This window comes from Planktothrix agardhii (assembly GCF_904830935.1).
Classification (GTDB): Bacteria; Cyanobacteriota; Cyanobacteriia; order Cyanobacteriales; family Microcoleaceae; genus Planktothrix; species Planktothrix agardhii.
This window is the reverse complement of sequence record NZ_LR882952.1, coordinates 67,878-92,420: the sequence shown is the minus strand read 5'-3', so window position 1 is coordinate 92,420 and position 24,543 is coordinate 67,878. Positions and strand designations below refer to the sequence as shown.

General features: G+C 38.7%; 25 protein-coding genes and 1 tRNA gene. 18 read left to right on the top strand and 8 right to left on the bottom strand.

Going from position 1 to position 24,543, the window contains the following annotated elements:
- Nucleotides 1-50: 50 nt before the first annotated feature.
- The 4 genes from NMG88_RS00485 to NMG88_RS00470 form a co-directional block, all read right to left on the bottom strand.
- Nucleotides 51-863, bottom strand: a complete 813-nt coding sequence (locus tag NMG88_RS00485) for a hypothetical protein (protein WP_235753192.1) — start codon at nucleotides 861-863, stop codon at nucleotides 51-53.
- A gap of 5 nt (nucleotides 864-868) precedes the next feature.
- Nucleotides 869-2,371 (bottom strand): AAA family ATPase, encoded by a 1,503-nt coding sequence (locus NMG88_RS00480; protein WP_235753191.1) that lies wholly within the window; start codon nucleotides 2,369-2,371, stop codon nucleotides 869-871.
- A 249-nt stretch (nucleotides 2,372-2,620) separates the two neighbouring features.
- Entirely contained in the window at nucleotides 2,621-3,670 is a 1,050-nt protein-coding gene (locus NMG88_RS00475) for a fatty acid desaturase (RefSeq protein WP_254034558.1), read from the bottom strand.
- A 280-nt stretch (nucleotides 3,671-3,950) separates the two neighbouring features.
- On the bottom strand, nucleotides 3,951-4,181 hold the full coding sequence (locus NMG88_RS00470; protein WP_026793470.1) for a hypothetical protein: 231 nt from the start codon (nucleotides 4,179-4,181) through the stop codon (nucleotides 3,951-3,953).
- A gap of 282 nt (nucleotides 4,182-4,463) precedes the next feature.
- Between NMG88_RS00470 and thrC the strand changes: the two genes are divergently transcribed.
- Nucleotides 4,464-5,555: a threonine synthase gene (gene thrC, locus NMG88_RS00465; RefSeq protein WP_027254597.1), complete on the top strand. Its 1,092-nt coding sequence runs from the start codon at nucleotides 4,464-4,466 to the stop codon at nucleotides 5,553-5,555.
- Between the two features lie 671 nt (nucleotides 5,556-6,226).
- On the opposite strand, the gene NMG88_RS00460 is transcribed toward thrC, so the two are convergent.
- A tRNA-Val gene (locus NMG88_RS00460) sits at nucleotides 6,227-6,298 on the bottom strand.
- A gap of 223 nt (nucleotides 6,299-6,521) precedes the next feature.
- On the opposite strand from NMG88_RS00460, the gene NMG88_RS00455 reads away from it, so the two are divergent.
- A complete protein-coding gene (locus NMG88_RS00455) occupies nucleotides 6,522-6,731 on the top strand; it encodes a polysaccharide biosynthesis/export family protein (RefSeq protein ID WP_042156776.1) in 210 nt (69 codons plus the stop codon).
- Nucleotides 6,732-7,040: 309 nt separating this feature from the next.
- Entirely contained in the window at nucleotides 7,041-7,883 is an 843-nt protein-coding gene (locus NMG88_RS00450) for a cadmium resistance transporter (RefSeq protein ID WP_081846437.1), read from the top strand.
- 62 nt (nucleotides 7,884-7,945) lie between these two features.
- On the opposite strand, the gene pta is transcribed toward NMG88_RS00450, so the two are convergent.
- Complete coding sequence (gene pta, locus NMG88_RS00445; protein WP_254034995.1) at nucleotides 7,946-10,036, bottom strand: phosphate acetyltransferase; 2,091 nt, start codon at nucleotides 10,034-10,036, stop codon at nucleotides 7,946-7,948.
- Nucleotides 10,037-10,227: 191 nt separating this feature from the next.
- On the opposite strand from pta, the gene hemB reads away from it, so the two are divergent.
- Both hemB and NMG88_RS00435 read left to right on the top strand, forming a co-directional pair.
- Nucleotides 10,228-11,235, top strand: coding sequence for a porphobilinogen synthase (hemB, locus tag NMG88_RS00440; RefSeq protein ID WP_214561142.1), 1,008 nt, complete (start codon nucleotides 10,228-10,230; stop codon nucleotides 11,233-11,235).
- A gap of 341 nt (nucleotides 11,236-11,576) precedes the next feature.
- Nucleotides 11,577-11,738 carry a CopG family transcriptional regulator gene (locus tag NMG88_RS00435; RefSeq protein WP_227398175.1) on the top strand — a complete coding sequence of 54 codons (162 nt, stop codon included), beginning with the start codon at nucleotides 11,577-11,579 and terminating at the stop codon, nucleotides 11,736-11,738.
- A 68-nt stretch (nucleotides 11,739-11,806) separates the two neighbouring features.
- On the opposite strand, the gene NMG88_RS00430 is transcribed toward NMG88_RS00435, so the two are convergent.
- The gene (locus NMG88_RS00430; RefSeq protein ID WP_254034994.1) at nucleotides 11,807-12,052 is read right to left on the bottom strand and encodes a hypothetical protein; all 246 of its coding nucleotides are present in this window, start codon (nucleotides 12,050-12,052) and stop codon (nucleotides 11,807-11,809) included.
- Nucleotides 12,053-12,255: 203 nt separating this feature from the next.
- Between NMG88_RS00430 and NMG88_RS00425 the strand changes: the two genes are divergently transcribed.
- The 10 genes from NMG88_RS00425 (at nucleotide 12,256) to NMG88_RS00380 (ending at nucleotide 19,243) form a co-directional block, all read left to right on the top strand.
- A complete protein-coding gene (locus NMG88_RS00425) occupies nucleotides 12,256-12,429 on the top strand; it encodes a hypothetical protein (protein WP_254034993.1) in 174 nt (57 codons plus the stop codon).
- A gap of 79 nt (nucleotides 12,430-12,508) precedes the next feature.
- Nucleotides 12,509-15,019: a dynamin family protein gene (locus tag NMG88_RS00420; RefSeq protein ID WP_254034992.1), complete on the top strand. Its 2,511-nt coding sequence runs from the start codon at nucleotides 12,509-12,511 to the stop codon at nucleotides 15,017-15,019.
- A gap of 38 nt (nucleotides 15,020-15,057) precedes the next feature.
- Nucleotides 15,058-15,594: a hypothetical protein gene (locus tag NMG88_RS00415; RefSeq protein ID WP_254034991.1), complete on the top strand. Its 537-nt coding sequence runs from the start codon at nucleotides 15,058-15,060 to the stop codon at nucleotides 15,592-15,594.
- Nucleotides 15,595-15,609: 15 nt separating this feature from the next.
- On the top strand, nucleotides 15,610-16,032 hold the full coding sequence (locus NMG88_RS00410; protein WP_254034990.1) for a hypothetical protein: 423 nt from the start codon (nucleotides 15,610-15,612) through the stop codon (nucleotides 16,030-16,032).
- A gap of 186 nt (nucleotides 16,033-16,218) precedes the next feature.
- On the top strand, nucleotides 16,219-16,914 hold the full coding sequence (locus NMG88_RS00405; RefSeq protein ID WP_254034989.1) for a hypothetical protein: 696 nt from the start codon (nucleotides 16,219-16,221) through the stop codon (nucleotides 16,912-16,914).
- A gap of 45 nt (nucleotides 16,915-16,959) precedes the next feature.
- Nucleotides 16,960-17,304, top strand: coding sequence for a hypothetical protein (locus NMG88_RS00400; RefSeq protein WP_254034562.1), 345 nt, complete (start codon nucleotides 16,960-16,962; stop codon nucleotides 17,302-17,304).
- 97 nt (nucleotides 17,305-17,401) lie between these two features.
- Nucleotides 17,402-17,974 (top strand): hypothetical protein, encoded by a 573-nt coding sequence (locus NMG88_RS00395; protein ID WP_254034988.1) that lies wholly within the window; start codon nucleotides 17,402-17,404, stop codon nucleotides 17,972-17,974.
- Nucleotides 17,975-18,051: 77 nt separating this feature from the next.
- Nucleotides 18,052-18,327 (top strand): MafI family immunity protein, encoded by a 276-nt coding sequence (locus tag NMG88_RS00390; protein WP_042156760.1) that lies wholly within the window; start codon nucleotides 18,052-18,054, stop codon nucleotides 18,325-18,327.
- Nucleotides 18,328-18,410: 83 nt separating this feature from the next.
- Entirely contained in the window at nucleotides 18,411-18,848 is a 438-nt protein-coding gene (locus tag NMG88_RS00385; RefSeq protein ID WP_227381066.1) for a CdiA C-terminal domain-containing protein, read from the top strand.
- Between the two features lie 11 nt (nucleotides 18,849-18,859).
- Entirely contained in the window at nucleotides 18,860-19,243 is a 384-nt protein-coding gene (locus tag NMG88_RS00380; protein ID WP_227381067.1) for a hypothetical protein, read from the top strand.
- A gap of 128 nt (nucleotides 19,244-19,371) precedes the next feature.
- Here NMG88_RS00380 and ccmP read toward each other — a convergent pair whose 3' ends face one another.
- The gene (gene ccmP, locus NMG88_RS00375; RefSeq protein WP_042156754.1) at nucleotides 19,372-20,013 is read right to left on the bottom strand and encodes a beta-carboxysome protein CcmP; all 642 of its coding nucleotides are present in this window, start codon (nucleotides 20,011-20,013) and stop codon (nucleotides 19,372-19,374) included.
- 238 nt (nucleotides 20,014-20,251) lie between these two features.
- On the opposite strand from ccmP, the gene NMG88_RS00370 reads away from it, so the two are divergent.
- The 3 genes from NMG88_RS00370 (at nucleotide 20,252) to NMG88_RS00360 (ending at nucleotide 24,448) form a co-directional block, all read left to right on the top strand.
- Nucleotides 20,252-21,499 (top strand): DUF3086 domain-containing protein, encoded by a 1,248-nt coding sequence (locus NMG88_RS00370; RefSeq protein WP_042156752.1) that lies wholly within the window; start codon nucleotides 20,252-20,254, stop codon nucleotides 21,497-21,499.
- Between the two features lie 36 nt (nucleotides 21,500-21,535).
- Nucleotides 21,536-22,213 (top strand): glycerol-3-phosphate 1-O-acyltransferase PlsY, encoded by a 678-nt coding sequence (plsY, locus tag NMG88_RS00365; RefSeq protein WP_227351380.1) that lies wholly within the window; start codon nucleotides 21,536-21,538, stop codon nucleotides 22,211-22,213.
- Between the two features lie 237 nt (nucleotides 22,214-22,450).
- The gene (locus NMG88_RS00360) at nucleotides 22,451-24,448 is read left to right on the top strand and encodes an adenylate/guanylate cyclase domain-containing protein (protein ID WP_235757511.1); all 1,998 of its coding nucleotides are present in this window, start codon (nucleotides 22,451-22,453) and stop codon (nucleotides 24,446-24,448) included.
- The last annotated feature ends 95 nt before the right edge of the window (nucleotides 24,449-24,543 follow it).

Genomic DNA, 24,543 nt, shown 5'->3' with positions numbered 1-24,543 from the left:
AAATATAGAGAGTCCTGAAGGACTCACTACTTTTTAGGATTGAGGGAAAATCAGGTATTAGAAATTTCACCAATCTGTGCAAGCATTTTATAGGTCGAGTCACCAAAGTTTTTAATTTTGTCTCTACCTGATTTAGTTGATTTTTTAAGGTTTTTCCAAGTTAATCCACCTTCAACTTTTTTCCAATGATCAATTGCGTTTAATGCAGCTTCAATATAAAGATCTTTGACTCCAACGTTTTCAAGTTTTTGTCGAATTTCTTGAGGATTAGCATTTTGTAGGTTGAGTTTTTTAGTTGGGGGAGGTGGAGGAGTGGGAGTGGGAGGTGGTGGAGGTATAATGATAATAATCTGTTCAACTAACTGAGTCAAATTATCAAGATTAGCCGTTAAATTATTAACAGTAGTTTTAAGCTGTTGTAATCGGTTGTTAATTTGTGTATTTTCAGAAGATATCATTTGAGATAAGGTTTGAAATTCTGGAGTTATAGGTTGAATAGAATCACCACCAAACAATTTTTCCATTTCAGTTTTCATGGTAATTGCTTGTTCATCTGTCAAATCAAAAACCCAAACCCAAAGACGTTCAATTTCTAATTCTTCAGCGACGATACACCAATCTGCACCATAAACAATTTCATATTCTTTTTTATCATCATAAGCTTTAGTTCGTCGTACAACTAAAGACCCTAAATTACTTTGATGTTCCTTGAGTGTTTGTGCTAAAATTTCTCGTCTTTCTGGTAAAATTTCTATCGTTTCTGCATTCGGTATAGCAATTTGAAACGTATGAATTTGACCATGAATAATAGGTTGAATTCCTAAATAAGAACCAATTTGAATCTGACGCTCTGATAAACTCATCGATTTTAATTCCCTGTTTTAGAAATAGAAACTTTAACTAAGTGTTGAGCTAAGTCCAAATAACGTTCACAGGCTTTTTGGGCGGCTTCCTTTTCTGGAAAGGTCAATTGATCATCAAATTCCGAGGAAAAAATTGGATATCCTTTATCGGGACAGTTAGAAACAATATTCAGTCGAGGAACCCAAGTATGTTCTGGGAATAAATCAATATTATCCTGTTCTCCGATTTTATCTAATATCTCAAAAATTTGATTTCCCATCGAAAGATTAAAACTAGAAGAACGTTGATCATACATACTGACAACAATTCCTAAAATTGGTAAAGGTTCTTCTTTATATTCCCCAATTTTACGAGCTTTTTCAATCACATATTCTAAGGCTCTGACGGGATAAGCAGATAGTTGTGTGGGGATTAAAATGCCTGAAGAAGCCATCAAGGAAATCGCATTCACTTTACTAAAAGACGGAGGCGGATCAATTAAAACAAAATCATAATGATGATTTTTAAGCTTCTTAGCTAAAACTCTATCAATATCAACAGTGCTCAATAAATCCGGTTCCTTATAACTTAATCGAATATGGGACGGAACTAAATGTAACTTCAGATTTCCCCATTGTTTTTCAATCACTATATCTTCTAGTTTAACTCTTGGATCAATTAATAAATGGGTAATATCTTTTTTCCCTTGATTTTCAATATCCTCTAACGGATCAATTCCTAAACCCATTGTTAAGTTAGCTTGAGCATCTATATCAATCAAAAGCACGTTATAACCTAAATGATTTAAGGCGGCTCCTAAATTAATCGTCATCGTGGTTTTCCCCACTCCACCTTTATTATTAAACACCGTAATGATCATCGATTTATTCTCCTGATTAGAATTAGCAATAAATTTTGATTCTGGCTGCTCCGAATTTTTTCCTGATGATTTAGGAGGTTCGGAATTAGGCTTTTTACTCCGATTAAATAATCCTAACATAGTTGGATTTTGGAATGAATTGGCAATCGCCCTTAAAAACCGAGCATGAACTTTTTGTTGACTTCTTTGTAACGCTTGACTAAATTTTAATCCTATTTTTTTACCCAATAATTTATGTACAAGTTCAAAGTCTTGAATCAGTTGGGATTGAGAATAGGTTAAAATTGTCTGGATATCCCCACTATAATTATAGAGAATTCTAAACTCATAGCCATTGGTTAATAACCCCAAAATAGCTCCCGACTTTCTCATATAATCATGAATCTGCCAACTCGAATAAAAAATTTTTTTCTGAGGTGCTTTAACTTCAATGATTAAATAGGGGGGATGAGGTGCAACTGCTTCATGAGGATGAACACAAAAATCAACTCTAACTTTACGAATAACGGCTTGTTCCCGCCAGTCCTGAGCATTATACCCTAAACTTTCCAATAGAGGGATAATAATATTTTGCTCAATATCCGATTCACTACTGGCGGGTGTAATTGATGTAAACCCTTGAGAAAGCGTTGAATTTGTTAATAGCATGAAGTGAACAGATGCACTTTTGTCTTATTATATCTGCCTAATCAGCAAATAACATCAGTGTAATTACTTATTTTCTGTAATTTTATTTGACTTAAAAACAAGAACAAAATACGGATGAATTAATTTAAAACTGTAGTGAGTCCTTCAGGACTCAAATATAGAGAGTCCTAAAGGACTTACTACTAAAAAGTAGTGAGTCCTTCAGGACTCAAATATAGAGAGTCCTGAAGGACTCACTACTAAATCTAATTACTGCTTGTATTCCTTGAAAGAAACATAAGCATTTTCAGGATCATATAAATGACACTGATCTACGATATGAGTCATTAAAGACCAGGAAAAATCACATTCAGGATACAGATATTCACCCCAATTGTCTTGAATAATTTTATAGGCTTTCCGTAAATTATAGGAAGGAATAGCCGTAGAAATATGGTGAGGAATGTGAACATTAATATCGTGACAAAAAAACTCAACCCAAGCGGGGTAATTGCAGTGAACTGTTCCCGATAATTGGGCTAGGGCTTCATTCCAATCTTCAGGTTCTTGAAACTGAATATCGGGGGCAGTGTGGTGAACAATTGTGAAGGTACTCATCCAGAAATGGTACACTAACCAAGGCATTAACCAGAATTTGACAAAGCCCCAAATTCCGAGAGTAAAAATCATCGTAGGAAATGCGATCGCCGCACATCCAATCACAAATAAAGCAGAAAATTTAACCTGTTCCTGTCCTTTTCCTTCATACTTGCGCCAATCAAAGTTAACAATTGCCCAATGCAAAATTGAACCTAACCACCACAGTCTAGCTCGGGTTAATTTATAAGCAATTTTTACGATTTTAGGGGACGCTTCATAATTTTCAATTTTCCAGGGTTCCCAAGCATTATCTTCAGTCAGTTTATTAGTATGTTTGTGATGATGATTATGTCCTAAACGCCAACCATGGAAGGGATAAATTAAAGGAAGAAATGCCAGATGACCGACTAAATCATTCACCCAACGACGGTTAGAAAAAGAACGATGTCCACAGTCATGACCAATGACGAAAAACCCCGTTAATGCTGTCCCTGTAAAAACCCAAGCTAAGGGTAAAAAAAACCAGGGAGAGTAAGCAACCGCAAAATAGCCCGCAACAACCAGAAGAACATTAATAAAAACCGTCAACCAAGCTTTTTTCTGATCTTTAAGAAAAACTTCACTAGGGAGACTTTTGATAATGTCCTTTAAACGTAAATCCGATGGAAAACTAGCAGAAGAAGATGCTAGGGTTTGAGGTTGAACAGAGGATAATGTCATAGAATCTTTTAAACTTTTAAATCCCTCAGCACTGGGGGCCAGGGTAATACTAAGGTTACGTGGTTTTATCTTCCCAATTTTTGGGTAGTCTGATCAATTACCTAATTTGACAACAAAAATTTCACCTGCATGGGAAAAACAGGCACTTTCCGTTGATCCATTTAACTCCAACTCCGATATTAACCCTCCTCTAAATAGAGTCAATCAAAAACTAGGGTGTTTAGCTGTTTTTGCTAAACCCAGCTAGTAATGATCGGGGGAGTTGAACTTAGAGGATAACTCAATTTACGGGTGAGGCTGTTTCTTGGCGCTGTTGCTTGATGGTTTGCAATTCCAGAAGCAAGGTTTCAACTTCAGCGTGCAAATGTAGAAACTTCACTTGCTGATCGGCGTTGTACAGATTTTTCATCGTATCAATCGTCAGCGGCTTAGACATAACAGAACCGGAAGTCCGACTTAAAGGGGCATCTAAGGTTTGAGTCCCAGATACGGTGGATGAACGAGTGGGCATCAGCAGTTGATTTGACATCTAAAAATATTAGCTCAACAAATCTTAACTATATTTTACCCTCAAGGTCTACTCCCATTGAAAAAAACATCAAAATTGATTAGTTTTTTCACGGAATGTAAACGAGAAGGTAAACTAAATTAAGGAATACACCCAACGGCTGATCCTGTCAACTAATACAGTTTACGGATTTAAACCGTTGAATGGGTTCTTTGGTATCATGAATCTGTTAATTTGTCAATCCTTAGCCGGATTATTTTTCGTTTATTATTAATGACTACCGAGATGACGTTGACTTTGCCTACAACCCAGTCCTCATTAAAGTGCTGGCCCGGTCTGATTGAAGCCTACCGCAACTATTTACCTGTTTCTGAATCGACACCCGTTATCACCCTACAAGAAGGCAACACGCCCCTGATTCCGGCCCCAACCATTGCCGAAATAATTGGCAAACAGGTGCAGGTCTATCTGAAATATGACGGACTCAACCCCACAGGCAGTTTCAAAGACCGCGGCATGACCATGGCGATTTCTAAAGCCAAAGAGGAAGGCAGCAAAGCCGTTATCTGTGCCAGTACCGGAAATACTTCGGCGGCCGCAGCAGCCTATGCCCGTCGAGCCGGAATGAAGGCTTTTGTCTTGATTCCCGATGGTTATGTGGCCTTGGGGAAACTAGCCCAAGCCTTATTATATGGGGCGGAGGTCTTAGCAATTAAGGGCAATTTTGACAAGGCCCTTAATATTGTGCGGGAGATGGCCGAACATTATCCGATTACTTTAGTTAATTCGGTCAATCCCTATCGTTTGGAAGGTCAAAAAACGGCCGCCTTTGAGGTGGTGGATGCCCTGGGAGATGCCCCTGATTGGTTATGTATTCCCGTGGGAAATGCCGGGAATATTAGCGCCTATTGGATGGGATTTTGTCAATATCATGCCGTTGGTAAATGTTCCCGTTTACCCCAAATGATGGGATTTCAAGCCGCCGGAGCCGCACCATTAGTTTTTGGCTATCCGGTGGAAAACCCCGAAACCTTAGCAACGGCCATTCGGATTGGAAATCCGGCCAGTTGGGACTTTGCGGTGGCTGCTAAAGATGCCAGTAAGGGTAGTTTTAACGCCGTCACCGATGCCGAAATTCTCGACGCCTATAGGTTATTAGCTTCTGGGGAAGGGATTTTTTGTGAACCTGCTAGTGCCGCGTCCGTTGCCGGATTATTGAAAGTTAAAGATCAGGTTCCAGAAGGAATTAAAATTGTTTGTGTGTTAACTGGAAATGGGTTAAAAGATCCCGATACGGCTATTACCCACAGCAACAATAAATTCAAAGCCGGAATTGCACCAGAAATGGAAGCTGTTGCAACAGTAATGGGATTTTAATTTGTTAGTAGAGGCGTTGAGTATAGCGTCTCTATTGAATTATTTACAGTTAAGTTTGATGAACCAATTCAAGGATTTTGTGTTTAATTGGGTTCAATTTCTGTTCTACCCAGTCTGGTACTTGATCTTGTTGTAAAACATCTGCATCGGATAGATTACAGAAGATTGATTAACTCTTTTTGCCTCTTAACTAAGTATTCCACCATCGTAACTCGTTCTTCCATTGTAAGCCCCCATTCGTTAGGAGGTGCTGCAACAGCCTGAATAATCTGATCTTCAGAAACTTGATCGAGTTGCTCTAAAGCGTTTATGATTTCTGGGGACTCGCGGCTGAAAGAACAGAGTATTCACAAATTAACCTTAAAGAGTCAGGTCATCTCTACTAAATTAGTACATAATAAGCTATTATTTAATCCTGAAAATAAGATGAATAAATTTTATCTAAATCAGAAGCTATCAAATATTATCAATGGTTAAAATAAAATATTGAGAATTTCCATAATTTTAAAAAAAATGATACAATAGCAAGGCTTAGACAGTGCGATCGCTAACTCTAGCTGAATTTGAAACAGGATAGATGAGATCCAAAGAATAGGGTAACACTTCCTTTACACGGAAGGGTCACGGGCGAAAAGCTCGATAGAGCCTAAGATTTAGTTTATGAAATTTAATGGGCGATACGGGATTTGAACCCATGACCCCTTCCGTGTGAAGGAAGTGCGCTACCACTGTGCTAATCGCCCGCACAATTGATTAATATAACACAGCTTTTTACTGTTTGTCAACCCCAATATCTCTCCGTTGAGTTTGAGAATAAGGCAAGTTATTCTGTTGTCTGGATTTTCAAGGGTTGAGAATTGTTAGCTAGAATAGATGAATAAGGACTCTGGTGGATAACCTCTGATAATTCTACTGCGCCAAATCGCTTCTTATAGTTTAGCCAGGTCTGCCAGCCAATCAATTCAGGTGGTAGTTGTCGGGGCGGTCTTTCGTCCGGGGGCTTATTCCTTAACTTCAGAAGCAAGTGGAACCGATACTACCAGTAGCAGTTCTGGAAACACAGCAACAGCAGCAGTCAGAATCAATTTACCCACGGTTACCCGGGCGTTACAAACGGCGGGAGGGATTACCAATATAGCCGATATTCGCCATATTAAAATGTTACAACCTATTTAGGATTGCTATAGGTCAAAGAAATAGTGATTGATGAACAGTAATCATTAATCAGAATATTGACCTTTGCGTCCAGGTTTATTTACATCCCGGGCATTTCTGAGTGTCCACCTAATACCGCAGGACTCAACATTGCTCTATATTTTTATAACTAATATTAATTCGACTTACGATTATTTGTATTTATCATTTTAAAAAGAAAGAACATTTGTTTCTATCGTTTAATCGGGGTAAATTAGAAGTTATAGGGGGAACCCAAATTGAAACAAATATTTACAGGTGAAATATTCAACAGATTAAGGAGAGATAAAAATGAATGAGATTTTTACTGCTATTTTTACTGGTATTACAGCTTTTACTGCTACAAATTTGGATGATTTAGTTATCCTCACCCTGTTGTTTTCTCAAGTTAATGCCACCTTTCGTCGTCACCATATTGTTATCGGTCAGTATCTCGGTTTTTGTACTTTGATTCTTGCTAGTTTGGTGGGTTTTTTTGGGGGCTTAATATTACCCGCCGAATGGATTGGACTTTTAGGTTTAGTTCCCATTACCATTGGACTTAATCGGTTACTCAATCCTGATGATGATAATGATTCATCTTCTGAGCCGGAATTGGATACTAAAATTTCCCCCGCTTCTGGTTTAGCTAGTTTAATTTCTCCTCCGGCTTATAGTGTAGCAGCGATTACGATTGCCAATGGTAGCGACAATATCAGTATCTATATGCCCTTATTTGCTTCTACGGGTATCTCTAGTTTACTGATTATTATTTCAGTCTTTTTGCTACTGGTTGGAGTTTGGTGTTATATGACCTATAAATTAACTTGTCAACGGGATATTTCCAATTTACTCGCCCGTTATGGGAATCATTTTGTGCCCTTTGTATTAATTGGTTTAGGTGTATTTATTATCCTTGATAGTGCTTCTTTGAGTCCCGTTGCTTTAATCACTAGCTGTTTGTGTTTAATGGGATTAATCAAAATTATTCAAGCCTCACAATTCAAAAAAGTTCCGGCGGAAATTTTTAAGCTAGGTTCTAAGCAAGTACAAATTAAGTTTTGTAGGAATAATAATGAATTTGTCAATCGCTGGGTGAACCGAAATCGACTGGAAATGATTCCTTCTATTCCTAGTCCCGACCCAGAAATTTAATCAATTAAATTTATTAAAATGACAATATTGACTAACAGTTAAGTTCAGGGAATCAATTAAAACTAATTTATTCCCTGGGCTTGAATAGCGGTAATCGCAACGGTATTCACAATATCGGTAATCGTACAGCCCCGACTTAAATCATTAACGGGTTTATTTAAACCTTGTAAAACCGGGCCAATGGCAACAGCATTCGCAGACCGTTGTACGGCTTTATAAGTATTATTTCCGGTGTTTAAATCGGGGAAAATAAATACCGTTGCGTGTCCAGCCACTTCGCTTCCTGGTAGTTTAGTTTGAGCTACCCCTTCATCAACGGCCGCATCGTATTGGATGGGGCCTTCTATTTTTAAATCGGGGCGTAATTGACGGGCAATTAATGTGGCTTCTCGAACTTTATCCACATCTTTACCTTGTCCTGATTCTCCGGTAGAATAGGATAACATTGCTACTAAAGGTTCAACTCCAAATTGTTGAGCAGTTAAGGCCGAACTAATGGCAATATCGGCTAATTGTTGGGGGTTAGGATTAGGATTTACCGCACAATCTCCATAGACTAAAACCTGGTCTTCTAAACACATAAAAAACACACTGGAAACAATTGAACATCCCGGTGGAGTTTTAATAAATTCTAAGGCGGGACGAATAGTATGTCCAGTGGTATGAATAGCCCCAGAAACCATGCCATCAGCCATGCCTTTATGAACCATCATCGTGCCAAAATAACTTAAATCGTGCATCACATCTAAGGCACAATCTTCCGTAATTCCCTTATGTTTTCGCAGTTGATAATAGGTTTGAGCATAGTCTTCATGCCAGGGGGAGGTCATGGGATTAACAATATTTACCCCTTCTAATTTTATGCCTAGTGAAGTTGCTTTTTCGCGAATTTCTTCGGGATTTCCTAATAAAGTAATATCGACAATTCCCCGTCTTAATAGAATTTCAGTGGCTTTTAAAATTCGTTCTTCTGTGCCTTCGGGTAAGACAATATGTTGACGTTGTTTTTTCGCCCGGGCGACCAGTTCGTACTCGAACATAATCGGAGTAATATGGGAAGAACGGGATAGAGAAATCCGTTTTTCAATTTTAGAGCTATCAATATGGTTTTCAAAAAGTCCTAAAGCAGAAGCAATTTTTCGTTCATTGTCGGGGGTAATTTTTGAGTGAATATTATTAATGATGGTTGCAGTATTATAGGTATCTGTTTCTACCGTAAACATCGGCACTGTCCATTTTTTAAATCCTTGAATCAGTTTTTGCAGGGAAGGAGGCAATTCAAACCCCCCAGTTAAAATAATTCCGGCAATATTGGGGTAAGTTTCTGAAAAAGCCGACGCTAAACAAGCTAAAATAATATCAGCCCGATCTCCAGGGGTAACAATTAAACAGCCTTCTCGAATATGATAAAGAAAATTAGGAACGTGCATCGCCGCCACCTTAAACGATAACACTTCCTGTTTTAATTGTTCAGGATCGCCATGGACAAATTTAGCGTCAAGGGCAGTAATAATTTCCCCAACAGTAGGTTTAGAAAGAGCTTCTATTTCAGGTAAAATAAATACCGGATCATCATAACACCAAATCTGTTCTAATTCCTGGGTAACGGATTGAAATTGTTCTGAAGAAATCCGATTAACCATTGTTGCTACCAGAGTTAAATCTTTTTCTATAAAAGCTTTTCGTTCACTTTTAACACTACTAATCACATCTTCTTGGCTTTTTCCCTGTCCATTCGCTACCAATAAAATCGGTGCGTCTAATTGATTAGCAATTTCCGCATTAAAGTTAAATTCAAAAGCAGAAATAATATCAGTAAAATCCGTGCCTTCACAGACAATAAAATCACATTTTTCTTCTAAAGCCTTATATTTCTCAATAATCCGTTTCAGGATTTCTTCAAACTGTCCCTCCGCAATTAAAGCCCTGGTTTCTTCATGGGTAACGCCATAATAATCTTGATAGGGAAACTCTAAATGATAGCGACTGCGAATTAGCTCAATATCATTATCCGGCTTAATTCCCGCCTGAATAATTGGACGGAAAAATCCTAATTTTCGGATGCGTTTCGAGAGTAATTCCATAATTCCTAACAGAATTAAGGATTTACCGCTATCGGGTTCAATGCTAGTAATATATAGGTTGCTAATCATAACTTAAAAAGGATATACAGATTCTTGGAGTTATTGTAGGCTGATTTTCGGGTTAAAGGGTTGTAATCCCAGTAATTTCAATCTTTTTTTAAGATTGTTACATTTATTAACAAATTAGGGACATCCAAAACCCACCCGAATGAGATAATCAATAATTGGTCTTTACTAAAAATATTTTTACCCCGTTTCTTATGTCTTCAGAATCTCATAAAAATGCCCTAAATCTGGTTCAACGTCCCCGTCGTCTGCGTCGCACCGATGCCCTACGGCGGATGGTTACGGAAACAAGGCTTACTGTCAATGACTTAATTTATCCTCTGTTTATCATGGAGGGAGAAAATCAAAAGGTTGAGGTTTCTTCCATGCCCGGAAGTTACCGCTATACCTTAGATTTACTATTAAAAGAAGTCAATGAAGCTTGGGAATTAGGCATCCCCGCCATCGCCTTATTTCCCCTAGTGGCCGAAGAAAAAAAAGATAACGCCGGAACTGAAAGTTATAATCCAGATGGTTTAATTCAGCGCACTGTCAGGGCAATTAAACAGGCGATTCCTGATATTATGATCATCACGGATATTGCCCTTGATCCTTTTTCCAGTAAGGGTCATGATGGTATCGTCAGCGAGGAGGGCGAAATTCTCAATGATGAAACCGTGGAAGTTTTAGTTAAACAGGCGATTTCCCATGCCCAGGCCGGGGCCGATATCGTTGCACCTTCGGATATGATGGATGGTCGGATTGGGGCGATTCGTCAAGGGCTAGATGAAGCGGGATATACTCAAGTAGCGATTTTAGCCTATACCGCTAAGTATGCCTCGGCATATTATGGCCCCTTTCGGGATGCCTTGGATTCGGCCCCGAAATTTGGCGATAAGAAAACCTATCAAATGAATCCGGCTAACTCCAGAGAAGCCTTGACAGAATTGGCTTTAGATGAAGCCGAAGGCGCCGATATTGTCATGGTTAAACCCGCCTTAGCCTATTTAGATATTATTCATCTGTTGCGTTCGGCAACGGATTTACCTGTGGCGGCCTATAACGTCAGTGGGGAATATGCGATGATTAAGGCGGCTGGAAAAATGGGTTGGATTGATGAGAAAAAGGTCATGTTAGAAACCCTCACCAGTATTAAACGGGCTGGGGCTGATTTAATTCTCACTTATTTCGCTAAGGAAGTTGCCCTAATTTTGCGTCCTTGACACTCCCACGGGTGAACCGCGTGGGATTCTCCTGTCTAGCCCCGATTGCTCGGTATTCATGGAGTTGCCCCCTACTGTTTCCAGAATTGCTTCACAGCAATATTAGAGGAGAGTACGAGACTCTGAGGAATGCCAAGTACCTCGTCCCAATTGACGGCTACGACTATTACAGTCTTTGGCTCTGCCAAGATTTTTCGGAGCTTTCTGTAGTCAACAGGGATAATCACAGTGGTTGCCTTTTTCTCGCCATTGACAACTTGTTTTTAAGGAGGTCAGAACATCTGACCAGATAAGCGAGGAACATCCTTGCTATACTCTGATAATAGAGTCTTAAATAGAGTATGTCAAGGGAAAAGAAAATTCAGTTTAATGTTAACGAGAAAGAATATGAACGTCTCAAAAGTCATGCTGAGTCAGAAGGATTATCAATGGCTGAAGTTCTTATGGATTACATTAAAACCCTCACACCCCCTAAAGGGGGTCGCACTACATCCCACGACTGAAGTGCGTGGGCTTTGTGCGAGGTTGTTGTAAGGAATGCGAGTATTACTTAAACTGAAACCCTGAAGACCTAATCCCTTAACCTTCTTCCCTTATGGGGAAGGAGGGATAGTGAATATTTGTCAATCTCCAAGATATTTAATATTATGAATTCTTCACCCCATCTCCTTTTTTTTAAAAGCTCTTGAAATTTTGCGTTAGCGAAGATTGCCGAAGGCATCGCTAATTTTCTCTTGGGTTTTATCCCCATAAATTTTAGCAAACTCATAAAATTTATTCGAGATTCTAATAAATCTAAATGTTCTGAATTTGCCATATTTTTTTACTAATTTATTCGGGATTAAAACTACCTAGTAATTATCTCATTTTGAGGGTAGCAAAGCAATATCAAAGCCTGGTTAAACCGTTACCATCCGTAAATCCGGTGAATCTCTGCCACAAATATTCAAAAAATTGGTTCAAACTCGACTGCAACAGTTATAATTTATCAATGCCCTCGCGTCTATCTCATTTAAGCCTATGAGCAATAAGCTCTCAAAAATACCAGATAACAGCGATCTACCCGATAGCTTTAGAAATATAGGAGAACAAATTCAGTCATTCTTCGATTTTGCTGAAAACAACCCTGATCAGGCTGTTCCTTTTTTCGTCAATATCTGGGAAACTCAAGCATCACTAACCACCTATACCTGAAGGAGTGATAACTCCATCTCCCGTTAAATTTTTAAGACTTAGTGGAATTAACCAAAATCATTAACTACAGAGGTATCCAGTGGAACTAAATATTGAATCTAAGTTAAACAACACCCGCAAACTTTTACAAGAATTAGGTAACTCAGTCTCTAACTTAGTCAACTCGTCCCCTGATGTTTTTGCTGATCCAGGGATTCAATCTTGCCTACAAGACTTTTTAACAGTTTATCAAGAAGCTGTCCAACGGCTAGAAAATCCTAGTTTTCGGATTGCTACTCTGGGCACAACTTCCTCTGGAAAATCAACGATTGTTAACGCGCTGATTGGTCGAAAAATTGCACCGATTGAAGCCGGAGAAATGAGTGGGGGTGTATTAACCATCAAACATTCTCAGGAACAAAAATTAATCATTGAAAAAACAGAGGATGCGGTTTGGGATACGGGTGAATGGACAGGATTAAGTGATGAGGATTTATACCAGCGAATTAGCACGGTGATGCACTCCTATCACGATGCACGGAAAAAGCGGGATTATGTTGAGCCACAAATAACTGCTCAGGTTTCTATTTTACCTGCTTGTAATAGTTCCTTACTGGGTTTACCCAACGGAATAGGAGTTGAATTGATTGATTTACCTGGATTAAAATCAGTTCAAGATCGGACTAATTTAGCAACTATCCAAGGGCAAGTTAATAAAGCTTTTAGTTTAGTGGCTTTGGACTATATGCAGGTAGATGATGACCACAGAAAACTCCTCTTGGAAGAGTTAAAGAAAGTTGTCGAATATCTACAGGGACGCACGGATTCGATGATTTTTATCTTAAATCGGGTCGATAACCGAGGAGCGGATGATTTACCTCTGTCAGAGCAGATTGATAAGTTAAGAGAGGAAATTAAAAAGGTTTTATCACCACTTAAAGAACTTCCTGATGTCCTGCCTTTTAATGCTCGTCTTTTATATTATGCTCAATGTGCTTGGGGATCGGGATCTTTTAACGAACCATCACTGATAAATCAGGAAGTACGGTTAAAACTCCTTAAGGCTATGTTTCAAGATTGTGCAGGAGTTATTAAATTAAATTGTAAGGGGAATCGAGATTTAAAGCATTGGTTTCGTGATGTTGAAGATCAAGTAGAAGACAATGAGGCTATTGATGATGAAACTATGCGAAAAATTCTCCACTATTCTTTAGAATGGAGTGGAGGTAGAGAACTTTGGGATCGTTTCCGTGTGCGGGTTCAAGAATCATTTTCAGAACTGGTAATACTTCCTGCATTGTTGGAAGTATTCAATAATTATGATGCTTTGGAAAAATTACTAGAGGTTCTGATTCAGGCTCGAAAAATTAACAATAAAAAACAGGTTGAACAAGAAAAAGATAAAATCGCTAACATTCGTCAAGATTTGCAGAAAAATATCAAGAAAATTGGGAAAGAATTTAAGGTAGAAATTAAGGAATTAATCGAAAATCTTAAAAAAAATCACCCTACGACTAATGATAAAGTCAAATGGGAGGCTGACCAAATTAGACGTAAGGGATTTCAGCAAATTTTTGATGCTGTTAGAGAAGTAGAAGGAGACTTAATTCAAGTTTTAATTGTTCCAGTTCGGGATGCGTTTAAAAATAATCAAGGAGCTTTTGAGTTAAGAGATAAACTAGGGGAAGTGACATCGCCCGTATTAGCTGATGATATTGCTAAAGCCTATGATAATGTTAGTCTAAGACTCAGTAAATTTTCTTCTGAGTCAGAATACTTAGTTAAGCGTGTACGGGCTGATGATGATAAAGGAAAAAAAGAACTTGAGCGTGATCAATGGGATGTTCGCTTGCTATATCACAGGATGAGAGAAGCTATATCTGCAAGGGCAGAGTTTGTTCTACAATCAAAAGCAAAACAGTTTGAACAAGCTTTAGAATCATTAGTTGATGAACAAGTTAAGAAACTAAAAGTTTTTTTGACCGAGGGCAATTTTTCTTCGATTAATCTTGAACAAGCAGCCATCAGTGATTTACGCAAAAAGTTAGCTCAAGATTTACCAAAATTACCAGAAAAGTTTTTTGATTTGCAAGATAATTTCAAGCCAAACAGTTCTAAAAAAACAGAAGTAGTGGGACAAAAAACAGAAAAAGAGACACGCACCAAAACAGAACAGGAGGAGTATGAAGAATCTTATAAGAATGGGTCTTGCTTGAAAACCACAAAAACAAGAACAAAAACACGACCTGTCACTCGTACTTACCAAGAATCTGTAACTCGTGATATTACCCAAGATGTTGAATACATCGAACTTTTCCTTCCGCCTCACGACTTAATGGCAAAACAATGGTCAAGTGGAATTGAGAAAGGGAAAGGAAGTTTGTGGGATATTTTGCTTGACTGGATTCTTAAACGGTTAGATGATGTTAGCAGTATCTTTGAAGAATCCGTTGATGAGGTTACCAATCTAGCTGAACGCGCTTTGCAGCAACAATCAAGTATTATTGAGGGCAATTTTGAGCAAGAAAAACAGTTCTGGCGTGATTTTGAAGTTAAAAAAAATCATGCAACAGCAGATTGTGAAAAGTTACAAGAGATTTTTCGTCAGTGAAGCAAGTTTTAGACCTAATGAAATTCAGGAGTTGAAAAATGAGATTTTTATTAACATTTTTAATGATAGTAGGAGGAGCATTAGCACTTTATCTCAACAAGCAACAAGAGGAAGAATCACAAAAGCGAAAATCGGTTATTAATCCTCCATCTCCGGGAGGTGAAACTCCTGTAGTTCAGGAAAATACTAAACAATCTTCGGTTTTAGTTTTAGTTATTTCTGCCTCACAATCAGAGTTTCTTGAATCTCTAAAAGGCAAAAATCATATTGATGTTAGTCAGGGAGAACAACTTTACCAAATTACTAGATATTTATGGCTAGGATCTGAAACTGAACTTTCTCAGAAAATACATGATATCAATCAGTATTCAGTCGCCAAAGGAGCAGAATCAGAATATAATATTTACTTAGTTAAGATTAAACTGGAGCAAGATGAAGAAGGATTTAAGCCTAATGTCAATCAAATTGATAGATATGATGCGTTTCGTAAGTTAAATGATTTAGCAGTTGAGGTTAAAGTATCTGAGAGATTGCAAATAAAAGCTTACGAAAAACTTGAAGTTTATAATCGCTAAACAGGAGTAATTAAAATGCTTATTGATACCACTCTTTTAGTTCACAATCCAGAAATCATCAAGGGTTTACTCGATGGCTCAATGACACGCTATGGAAGCGTTATTAGATGGGCTGCGGGTAATGCAAATGGTGGTCAAATTGTTCGCCATTTAGCCGAAACGCCCGGACTAACTAGCAAACTGATGACACTTCCCTTTTCTCCCATCTTGGGAGGAGTTGATATTATTGGTCATGGGCTTACCTATCATAAATTAATGGGTATTGAAAAAACTTTATCCTCAGTAATGGGATTAACTCAAATTGCTGCGGGAGCGAGTGTTTTAAACCTTGGTGTTAGTATTGCTGGTTTTGCCTATATGGGCTATAAACTGCACCAAATCCAAAAAACTTTAGGCAATATTCAACAATCAATGGAAGCAGGTTTTAATCGAGTTTAAGCTGACTTAAATCGGATTGAAAACAACTTAAACGCGGGTTTTAATCATCTTGATCAGCGCTTAAATCGGGTTGACGAGGGCTTAGATATTATCTCTGGACAATTAGCCTATCTATATTTATTAGTAGAAGATAGCCGCGAAAAGCAAAAAAGCCTCGCCAAAGCGATTTCCCATCTTCATCAAGCCATGCTAATTAAAGAAATTGCCGCTTTAAAAGCTGAACTTGACGATCGCTCTCATTTTCCTAATGAATCACCAAGATCGAACATTAAAACCGCTTCCAGAGTGCGATTATTTCTCAGTAATCAAGCCATACAAGCTACCCCAGAATTAGATGCTGAAATTATGCTTAATGCTGATGTTTCTATTCAAGGTTGGGCTGTAGCCATAGCAACAGAAGCCAATCTTCTCCTAGAAATAGGAAAACATCAAGAAGCTAAAGAATTACTGGCGATAGAAGTCCCCCAATTTAAACAAGTAGCGGAAAGATGGGGTCAAGCATTAATCAATAATGAAAACTCTTATTTATCTACCGCTTATCGCTTTAGTAATTCTCGATTTAATAACCATATTACCCCAGAACGAGTAGAACGAATTACGAAAATATCAACAAGCGATCGCGCCTTATCTCCTGACCAAATTAGAAGCAAAAAAACTCATGTTGATGTGGAATTTGATATGTCCTATAGTGCTACTAAATTTGATCTAGCCTGGACTTATCGCCAAATTGCTATAGCTGAATATTTAGATAGTTTGAGCGAACTTTCAGCCAGATTAGAAAGTTTAGAATCTTTTGCCGATCTGTGCGAAAGTAAAGGGGTGAAAAGCAGCCAAGAAATTATCCCTGGGAATGACGCTGAACCCGGTATATATGTACTATAAGATATGCGTCTTTGAATATAAAGTGGATTCTCGTTAAATTCTGTTGTGACACAATCATTTTCAAATAATGCTCCCATCCCTCGCTTTTCCAATCAGTCTCCTGGGACTTTAAATGATGAACTTCGGTCAGCAGAAGATTTAGGCATCAGACCTATTAAAGTGGGAGAAGCAGGATTTGACGATATAATTAATGAAGGGACTGTCAAATGGGCAGTAACAACAAAACTAGAACTCTTTGTAATTCCGAAATTTTTAGATGTTAACAATGAAATCTACCATACAGTTATAACTCTGGGTGAGCCTGTTTTGGCTGCGGGAGAAGCCGAGATTGTCGGCAGCAACGGTTTATATATTTTGCTAACTATCAGCAATCACAGTGGCCATTTTTGACCCACTTCAGAGAGTTTAGAACTAGGAATAACAGCCTTTAGGCAGCAAGGAGTTGACACAAGTAATGCTGATATCGAATATGTGGAGTAGATAAATTATGACTCAATCTCCTACGACAATATCAATTGATAGCATTCTCGAACAAGATGCCGAATCCGTACTGATTTGGGTAAAAAATATATTTTCAGATCAAGCTACCCAACTACAAGAGTTTAACTGGTTATTATTAGCTGATGTTTCCTCTGCTAAGGCTCGAAAAGGTCAAAATAATTCTGATTTACCTGATAGCCAATGGGCAGAAGTAGCCACCACAATTTACGATCGCCTAGCCGATAATGCCGAACACAAAAAAACAGGAAGTGGTAAGTCTTTTAGGATTTCCTCAATGATGCTCCGGGCTGGCGCGATCGCGAAACTTGGAGTAATTTCCGATCATTGCGTTCTTGATGTTAACTTAATTTTACAATGGTTTTGGGATAACATCAAAGAGTCGCCCGAAGATGTGGAAAAAAAGGCGGCTAATTGGAAAATGCTACCCATTACAGAAATTCGCGAATTAAGACAACTAAAAAATAGATTGAAAGTTATCGCAGCACTCGCTGACAGCGATAAATATGTTTTAGATGAAAAACTAAATACTTGGCTTAACCTGCGGGAGAAACTACCGTAAAAGTACAATAGTGCGATTCCAGGAGTCCCAACGAATCTACCTAAAAATCCCTAGCAATTTTGTCAGGAGCTAAACAAATGTTTGACTATAAAGTTATAGAAAGTAAACTCCATCAAGTCATTAATATCGTAAAACCACAACTGTCAGAGACTCAAATAGAATTTATAGTTTCTGATATTCATGCGGGCGAGTGGAATTTAGCCTTAGAGACTTTGTGTGATATCCTCATTGAAGAAGAAATTTCCATAGATTTAAAGAGTTATGAACTCTTGCAAGAAGTGGGCAATATCTTGAATATGGAAAGACAAACTTGGGAGATGCTAAAAGTTCAAGTAACTCCTTTATATCGGTAATAAAAATATTAATTTAGGGGATAATTGGAAAGTCCAGGGCGGGATACGATCATGACACCAGCCCAAGTTTTAAGGAACAAAAAATGGTGAATAACGGGACTAACCAAACCCCTAAGCAAAATTCGGCTAATTGTGGCAGTATTGATGAATCAGAAAGAGCTTTTGGTGCAACCGAAAGAGCGATCGCGGAATTTCTCGAAAGAGAGGGAAAAAATGTTAAAGCCTTAGCAGAAAAAACCGATGGAGGTAGAAATCCCGATGCTGAGGTAGATGGAAAACCTACTGAATTTAAAAGTCTGGATTTTGGTGCTACAAGCGCAACAGTAAAAAATCAGATCAACAACTCGATTAGACGAGGGGGACAAGCTAGGGATATAATTATAGATGCTAGGACATCTGGGTTGATAGAGTCTGAGGCAGAACGAGGTTTGGAGAGGGCGAAAAATATTACACGCGGAAAAATTGATCGCGTCCGAATTATTGGCGATCGCTATGACATCACTTTTACTGAGTTTCAATAAAGGAGGTTTTTATGTCTCGCACACTAGATATTTTTGTAGACTTTCCCCAGAAAATCGAATATTTAATCAAAGAATTAGAGTTGATATTGGCTCTAAAGTTCGAGCTTTTTTCTGATGGGACTGATAACTGGTATGAATTTCGTAACTCAACCATCACTCTGACTATAGGAAAGCATGATTTTGAAAACGATCACGATATCAAATTTGAAGAATACCCTTATAATTTATCAATCAGAGCACTGAATATCTCCACTGAATTTGATAGGCAAAATTGGTGTAATGATTTTGCTAGTTATGTTTTCCAAAAGTTGAAATCTACAGAAAGGTATCGTTTAATGCTCGTGGATGACTTACAAGTGCAGTTAGAGGAGTTTGTTCCCGTGGTGAAGGTTTGATCAAACATCACGGTACAGGCAAGTGCACCAAATCAAAGGGAATATTAATTTAAGCGATATTTGCCAACGTTGAGATCCCCATTGTAATAAAGCTAAATATTCTGGATTTGCCATATTTTTTCTCCTATTTATTCGGGATTAAAACTGCCTCCGTATTCTCGTCCCGATACATTTTCAATCGCTTCTAAAGCCGCTTGTGAACCTACCATAATATCCCGTTCTTCTCCCCCTAAATACAGCCGTCCAAAACTACCAACGGCCGTCACTTGCAGAATATTAATTAACGAGGCTTTTTCCGCTTCATTCGCCGCTAAAGCAGCATAAGCTGCGGGTTGAACTTCCAAAATATATAAACTTTGACCGCCTAAAATTAATTGTCCTCGACGGTTACGATTAATTAATTGAGCTTGGTGGGGGTCAAGATTACGAATAATTTGACTAGACATAACTTGAGGTTTGAGGCGATCGCTTTCTCGTAACCCTAAAAAATCCAAAATTGCCCGTCCTGCGGTAATTGTATCTCCTTGACGGCTCGAATGAATTTCTAAAAGACCATAAAGCCGCTCAATAAACAACACCCCAGGACGCACCGAGGTAGCTTTCAAAGCAATATCCGTAATCCGGTTAATTTCAATCCCAGGAGAAACTTCAATCCACAAAGAAGAATCCCCAGGTAAAGGCAAAAAACCCAGGGACACCGTACCAATATAGGCCGCGTGTTGCCGTTGAAGATTATCTAAATAGACGTAACTGCGTAATTCTATTCCCATTTTCCGTTATCAAGTATCCGCATTATCAGTTATCAGTGTAGGGACGTGCCTTTGCAAAGCTATGCCGATACAGATGATTCCATAGTCAGTCATTGAATTAATTCAGAAGTTGAAGTAATGCTACAATCACTCTAACAGGTCAGGGTAACAAACCTGTCTAAACACCCCAATAACCGAACAAAACGCTATACTTTCACCCATTACATCCCCTTGTGTTTAGACCGGGACGCTCAATTGCATGAATTCAGACGAAACTCAAATCCGAGATCAAAACCCACCTGTAAGCGGGGTAACTTCTTCATCAACGCCACCCTTTAATCCCTCTCTTGGAGAAACCGGAGGGAACTCAATTAATATGAATCCTTTACCCATCGCTGACCCCTGGGAGTCCAACGAACTCCACAATCCTGAACCGGGATCAAATTTCGCAACCTCACCGAGCTTGTCCGAACGTCTAATGTCCGAACCCATAGAAGAAGTCACCACCCAGTTAGACCAACGGGTGAAACGATTACAGATTCAAGAACAGGAACTACAAAAAAGAATTATCGGGTTACAGGAGACCAACGAACGTATCCAACAAGAACAACTGGTATTAACCCAGTCCATGGGAAAATTGATCTCCTCCGCCTTAGATCAATTAGAACAACGCAAACAAACCTTACAAATCGAAATCGAAAAACTCGAACGTCGTCGCGATCGCATCCAAAAAGAAATGCGAACCTCCTTTGCGGGCGTCTCCCAAGAACTCGCTATCCGAGTCCAGGGATTTAAGGATTATTTAGTCGGGAGTTTACAGGATTTAGTCGCCACCACCGAACAATTAGAACTCATACCCGAAAACCCACCCGAACCCCCAATCCCCGCCCAACCGCGAGAGGTGGCGAAGGTGATCATCCCCGTAGAAAATCCTCAAAACACTGCAAACCCACAATTTTCAGAACCGGGTTTTGCCGAACAAACCCAACGAATTCGCCAACTCCTCGATCAATATCGCAACGCTCCCGACTATTATGGCCCGCCTTGGCAACTGCGCCGCACCTTTGAACCCATTCACGCCAAACGGGTTTCCAATTGGTTTTTTAACCAAGGAGGACGGGGCGCCTTACGCACCATGGGCAGTCGTTTACAGAATATATTAGTCGCCTCGGCAACGATTTCTATATTGAGAAATATCTATGGAAACCGCCTAAGAACCCTGGTTTTAGCCAATAGTCCCGAACGGTTGGGAGAATGGCGCCGCGGTCTCCAAGATTGTTTAGGGATTGACCGTAGAGATTTCGGCCCAGAACAGGGAATTGTTTTATTTGAAGAAGCGGAAGTTCTTTCTCAAAAAGCCGATCGTTTGGTCAAAGAAGGACGCTTACCCTTCATTATTATTGATGATATGGAAGATAGAATTAGTCTATCTTTACTGCAATTTCCCCTCTGGTTGGCCCTGGCCCCCGACCCCCAAACCCAACAACCACCTACTGAACGGTTTTAACAACTTCGGCAACTTGAAAATAACGGTCTTTTAAACATGATTGAATGGTTATTAATTAATACCGGATTATTAGTAACGGCCTATTTCTTGGGTTCCATACCCACGGGATACGCCATCGGACGCTGGTTTTATGGAGTTGATATGTTGGCTGAGGGTTCCGGTTCTACGGGGGCAACCAATATCCTGCGAACCTTGGGAAAATTCCCGGCTTTACTGGTTTTATTGATTGATATTTTAAAAGGAACCTTAGCAGTTCTTCTGGTTTTTTGGATTTATTCCCTCTCTTTTACCTCCGAACTCGCTACCCATGCCGGAATCCAACATCCTGATATATTACAATATTGGATAGCTGCTTCTAGTGGATTAATTGTAATTATTGGTCATACAAAATCTATTTGGATCGGCTGGAAAGGAGGAAAATCTGTTGCTTCTAGTCTGGGAGTTTTATTTGCCTTAGATTGGAAATTAGCCCTAGCAACCCTAGGAATTTTTGCCCTGGTTTTAGCAATTTCTCGAATTGTTTCCTTGAGTTCAATTTTCGGAGCGATCGGGATTGCCATTTTAATGATTATAACTGGGGAACCTCTGCCCTATCAAATTTTTGCGATCGCCGGGGGAATTTACGTCATCTGGCGACACCGGACTAATATTGATCGAATTCTCAAAGGAACAGAACCCAAACTAGGCGAGAAATTAACTACCCAAATCCAATAATTAATAATTATTCGTTAAGATTAGGTCAATTAACCTTGGGTAAGGGGTAATAGGTAATGGGTAATGGGTTTAGATCCTTATCTTTTAAGTATGTCACTTTAGAGACGATTAGTTAGGGCAGTTAAGGGCGCAAACGCTTTAATAAGTGGATCAAAAACCCATTACCCATTACTCATTACCCATTACCTATAGTTGGGGGGGTGCGAATCGTTGATTTTGATATCAGGGACAATCACTATGGCATCTCTATCTCGTCGTCTATTAGGATTGAATAAAAAAGCACCTAAACTATCCCTGCGGGTTGTTTTTGTGGTTCCTTTTCTGATCCAAATTTTTGCATCCGTCGGACTAACAGGATGGTTGTCTTTTAGAAATGGTTCGATAGTCGTTAATGATTTAGCAACTCAATTAAGAATTGAATTAAGTAACCGCATCCAACAGGAACTTAATACTTATTTAGAAACCCCCCACATCATCAATCAAATTAATGTTGATACCCTGAGAATGGGATTAATTAGTGTGGATAATATTCCCCAGATGGAAAAGTATCTGTGGAGTCAGTTAAAACAATTTAAAACCGCTAGTTATATTGGAATTGGATTACAAAATGGCTATTATGTAGGCGCTAATCGTAATGATGATGGTACGATAGAATTTGATATTGTTGATAAAAGTACCGCCGGAAAGTTTCATAAATGGTTAACTAATAATCAAAGCGATCGCCAAGAATTATTAAGTGTTAGAGAAGATTATGATCCTAGAGTTCGTCCTTGGTATGAAGCGGGAGTCAAAGCAGGAAAACCCGTTTGGAGTGAAATTTATGCTTATTTTGGTTCTAAAGTTTTAGTAATTTCCGCCAACCAACCTATTTATAATCGCAATAAACAGTTATTAGGAGTAGCGAGTACCGATTTAACCCTAGAACGCATTAGTCAATTTCTAAACCGTTTAAAAATTGGTAAAACCGGACAAATCTTTGTCATGGAAAGAAACGGATATTTAGTCGCCACCTCAACCCTAGAAGAAACCTTTATTGTTCATAAAAAAGAGAAGGAAACCAAACGGATTAAAGGAATTAAAAGTAGTGATATTTTAACTCAGGCTACCTCTAGTTATTTACTGCAATATTTTGGTAATTTAGATCAGATTAAAACCTCAACTCAACTGACCTTTGAGATTAATGGAAAACAACAATATTTACAAGTTACTCCCCTATCTGATCAACGGGGAATTAATTGGTTAATTATCGTTGTCGTACCGGAATCGGATTTTATGGCAGAAATTCATACTAATACTCAGACAACTATTTTATTATGTATTGTGGCGTTATTAGTAGCCACCTTATGTGGTATTTTTACCGCCCGTTGGATTAGTACCCCAATTTTGCGTTTGAGTCAAGCTAGTCAAGCGATCGCCAGTGGAGAATTAGAACAAACAATCCCGGTCGAACCCATTAAGGAATTAGGGATTTTAGCTACTTCTTTTAATACTATGACCCAACAGTTAAAAGCCTCTTTTAATGAGTTAGAAAAAACCAATGCCGAATTAGAACAAAGGGTCGAAGAACGCACCGCCGATTTAAGGTTAGAAAAAGAAAGATCGGAACAATTATTATTAAATATTTTACCCGAAGTTATTGCCAATCAACTCAAACATAATACAAAAGCCATCGCTTCTGCGATTGAAGAAGTGACCATTTTATTTGCCGATGTGGTAGGATTTACTCCCCTATCTTCTCAAATTCCGCCGATAGAATTAGTTAGTGTTCTGAATGAAATGTTTTCGATTTTTGATCATTTAGCTGAAAAAAATGGTCTGGAAAAAATCAAAACCATTGGTGATGCTTATATGGTAGTGGGAGGTTTGCCCTTACCCAAAGCCAATCATGCTGAAGCGATCGCCGATATGGCATTAGGAATGCAAGCCGCCATGGCTGAATTTAAAGTACCCTTAGAAAGATTTAATATCGACTCTCAATTTCAAATTAGAATTGGGATTAATACTGGATCTGTAGTAGCGGGGGTGATCGGAATTAAAAAGTTTATTTATGATTTATGGGGGGATGCAGTTAATATTGCTTCTCGGATGGAATCTTCCGGTGATCCCGGACGAATTCAAGTCACAGAAGCAACTTATCACAGAATTAAAGATCAATATAACTTTGAAAAACGGGGCATAATTTCCATTAAAGGAAAAGGAGAAATGACTACCTATTGGTTGATCGGTAAAAAATAGTTCTGAGGTACTGAGTATGCTAGATTAGTGTTTGAGAAACGGAATAGGAAACGATCGCCTTAAGTCCATACTCCAGCACCAAAATCAGGATAAAA

Excerpts from the sequence above, each read along its gene's own strand:
- NMG88_RS00435 (WP_227398175.1), top strand. The coding sequence starts at position 11,577 with ATGTCAAGGGAAAAGAAAATTCAGTTTAATGTTAACGAGAAAGAATAT.
- plsY (WP_227351380.1), top strand. The coding sequence starts at position 21,536 with ATGATTGAATGGTTATTAATTAATACCGGATTATTAGTAACGGCCTAT.
- NMG88_RS00410 (WP_254034990.1), top strand. The coding sequence starts at position 15,610 with ATGCTTATTGATACCACTCTTTTAGTTCACAATCCAGAAATCATCAAG.
- NMG88_RS00425 (WP_254034993.1), top strand. The coding sequence starts at position 12,256 with ATGAGCAATAAGCTCTCAAAAATACCAGATAACAGCGATCTACCCGAT.
- NMG88_RS00415 (WP_254034991.1), top strand. The coding sequence starts at position 15,058 with ATGAGATTTTTATTAACATTTTTAATGATAGTAGGAGGAGCATTAGCA.
- NMG88_RS00430 (WP_254034994.1), bottom strand. The coding sequence starts at position 12,052 with ATGGCAAATTCAGAACATTTAGATTTATTAGAATCTCGAATAAATTTT.
- thrC (WP_027254597.1), top strand. The coding sequence starts at position 4,464 with ATGACGTTGACTTTGCCTACAACCCAGTCCTCATTAAAGTGCTGGCCC.
- NMG88_RS00470 (WP_026793470.1), bottom strand. The coding sequence starts at position 4,181 with ATGCCCACTCGTTCATCCACCGTATCTGGGACTCAAACCTTAGATGCC.
- NMG88_RS00485 (WP_235753192.1), bottom strand. The coding sequence starts at position 863 with ATGAGTTTATCAGAGCGTCAGATTCAAATTGGTTCTTATTTAGGAATT.
- NMG88_RS00370 (WP_042156752.1), top strand. The coding sequence starts at position 20,252 with ATGAATTCAGACGAAACTCAAATCCGAGATCAAAACCCACCTGTAAGC.
- NMG88_RS00395 (WP_254034988.1), top strand. The coding sequence starts at position 17,402 with ATGACTCAATCTCCTACGACAATATCAATTGATAGCATTCTCGAACAA.
- NMG88_RS00380 (WP_227381067.1), top strand. The coding sequence starts at position 18,860 with ATGTCTCGCACACTAGATATTTTTGTAGACTTTCCCCAGAAAATCGAA.
- NMG88_RS00405 (WP_254034989.1), top strand. The coding sequence starts at position 16,219 with ATGCTAATTAAAGAAATTGCCGCTTTAAAAGCTGAACTTGACGATCGC.
- NMG88_RS00360 (WP_235757511.1), top strand. The coding sequence starts at position 22,451 with ATGGCATCTCTATCTCGTCGTCTATTAGGATTGAATAAAAAAGCACCT.
- NMG88_RS00390 (WP_042156760.1), top strand. The coding sequence starts at position 18,052 with ATGTTTGACTATAAAGTTATAGAAAGTAAACTCCATCAAGTCATTAAT.
- NMG88_RS00475 (WP_254034558.1), bottom strand. The coding sequence starts at position 3,670 with ATGACATTATCCTCTGTTCAACCTCAAACCCTAGCATCTTCTTCTGCT.
- pta (WP_254034995.1), bottom strand. The coding sequence starts at position 10,036 with ATGATTAGCAACCTATATATTACTAGCATTGAACCCGATAGCGGTAAA.
- NMG88_RS00385 (WP_227381066.1), top strand. The coding sequence starts at position 18,411 with ATGGTGAATAACGGGACTAACCAAACCCCTAAGCAAAATTCGGCTAAT.
- hemB (WP_214561142.1), top strand. The coding sequence starts at position 10,228 with ATGTCTTCAGAATCTCATAAAAATGCCCTAAATCTGGTTCAACGTCCC.
- NMG88_RS00480 (WP_235753191.1), bottom strand. The coding sequence starts at position 2,371 with ATGCTATTAACAAATTCAACGCTTTCTCAAGGGTTTACATCAATTACA.
- NMG88_RS00450 (WP_081846437.1), top strand. The coding sequence starts at position 7,041 with ATGAATGAGATTTTTACTGCTATTTTTACTGGTATTACAGCTTTTACT.
- ccmP (WP_042156754.1), bottom strand. The coding sequence starts at position 20,013 with ATGGGAATAGAATTACGCAGTTACGTCTATTTAGATAATCTTCAACGG.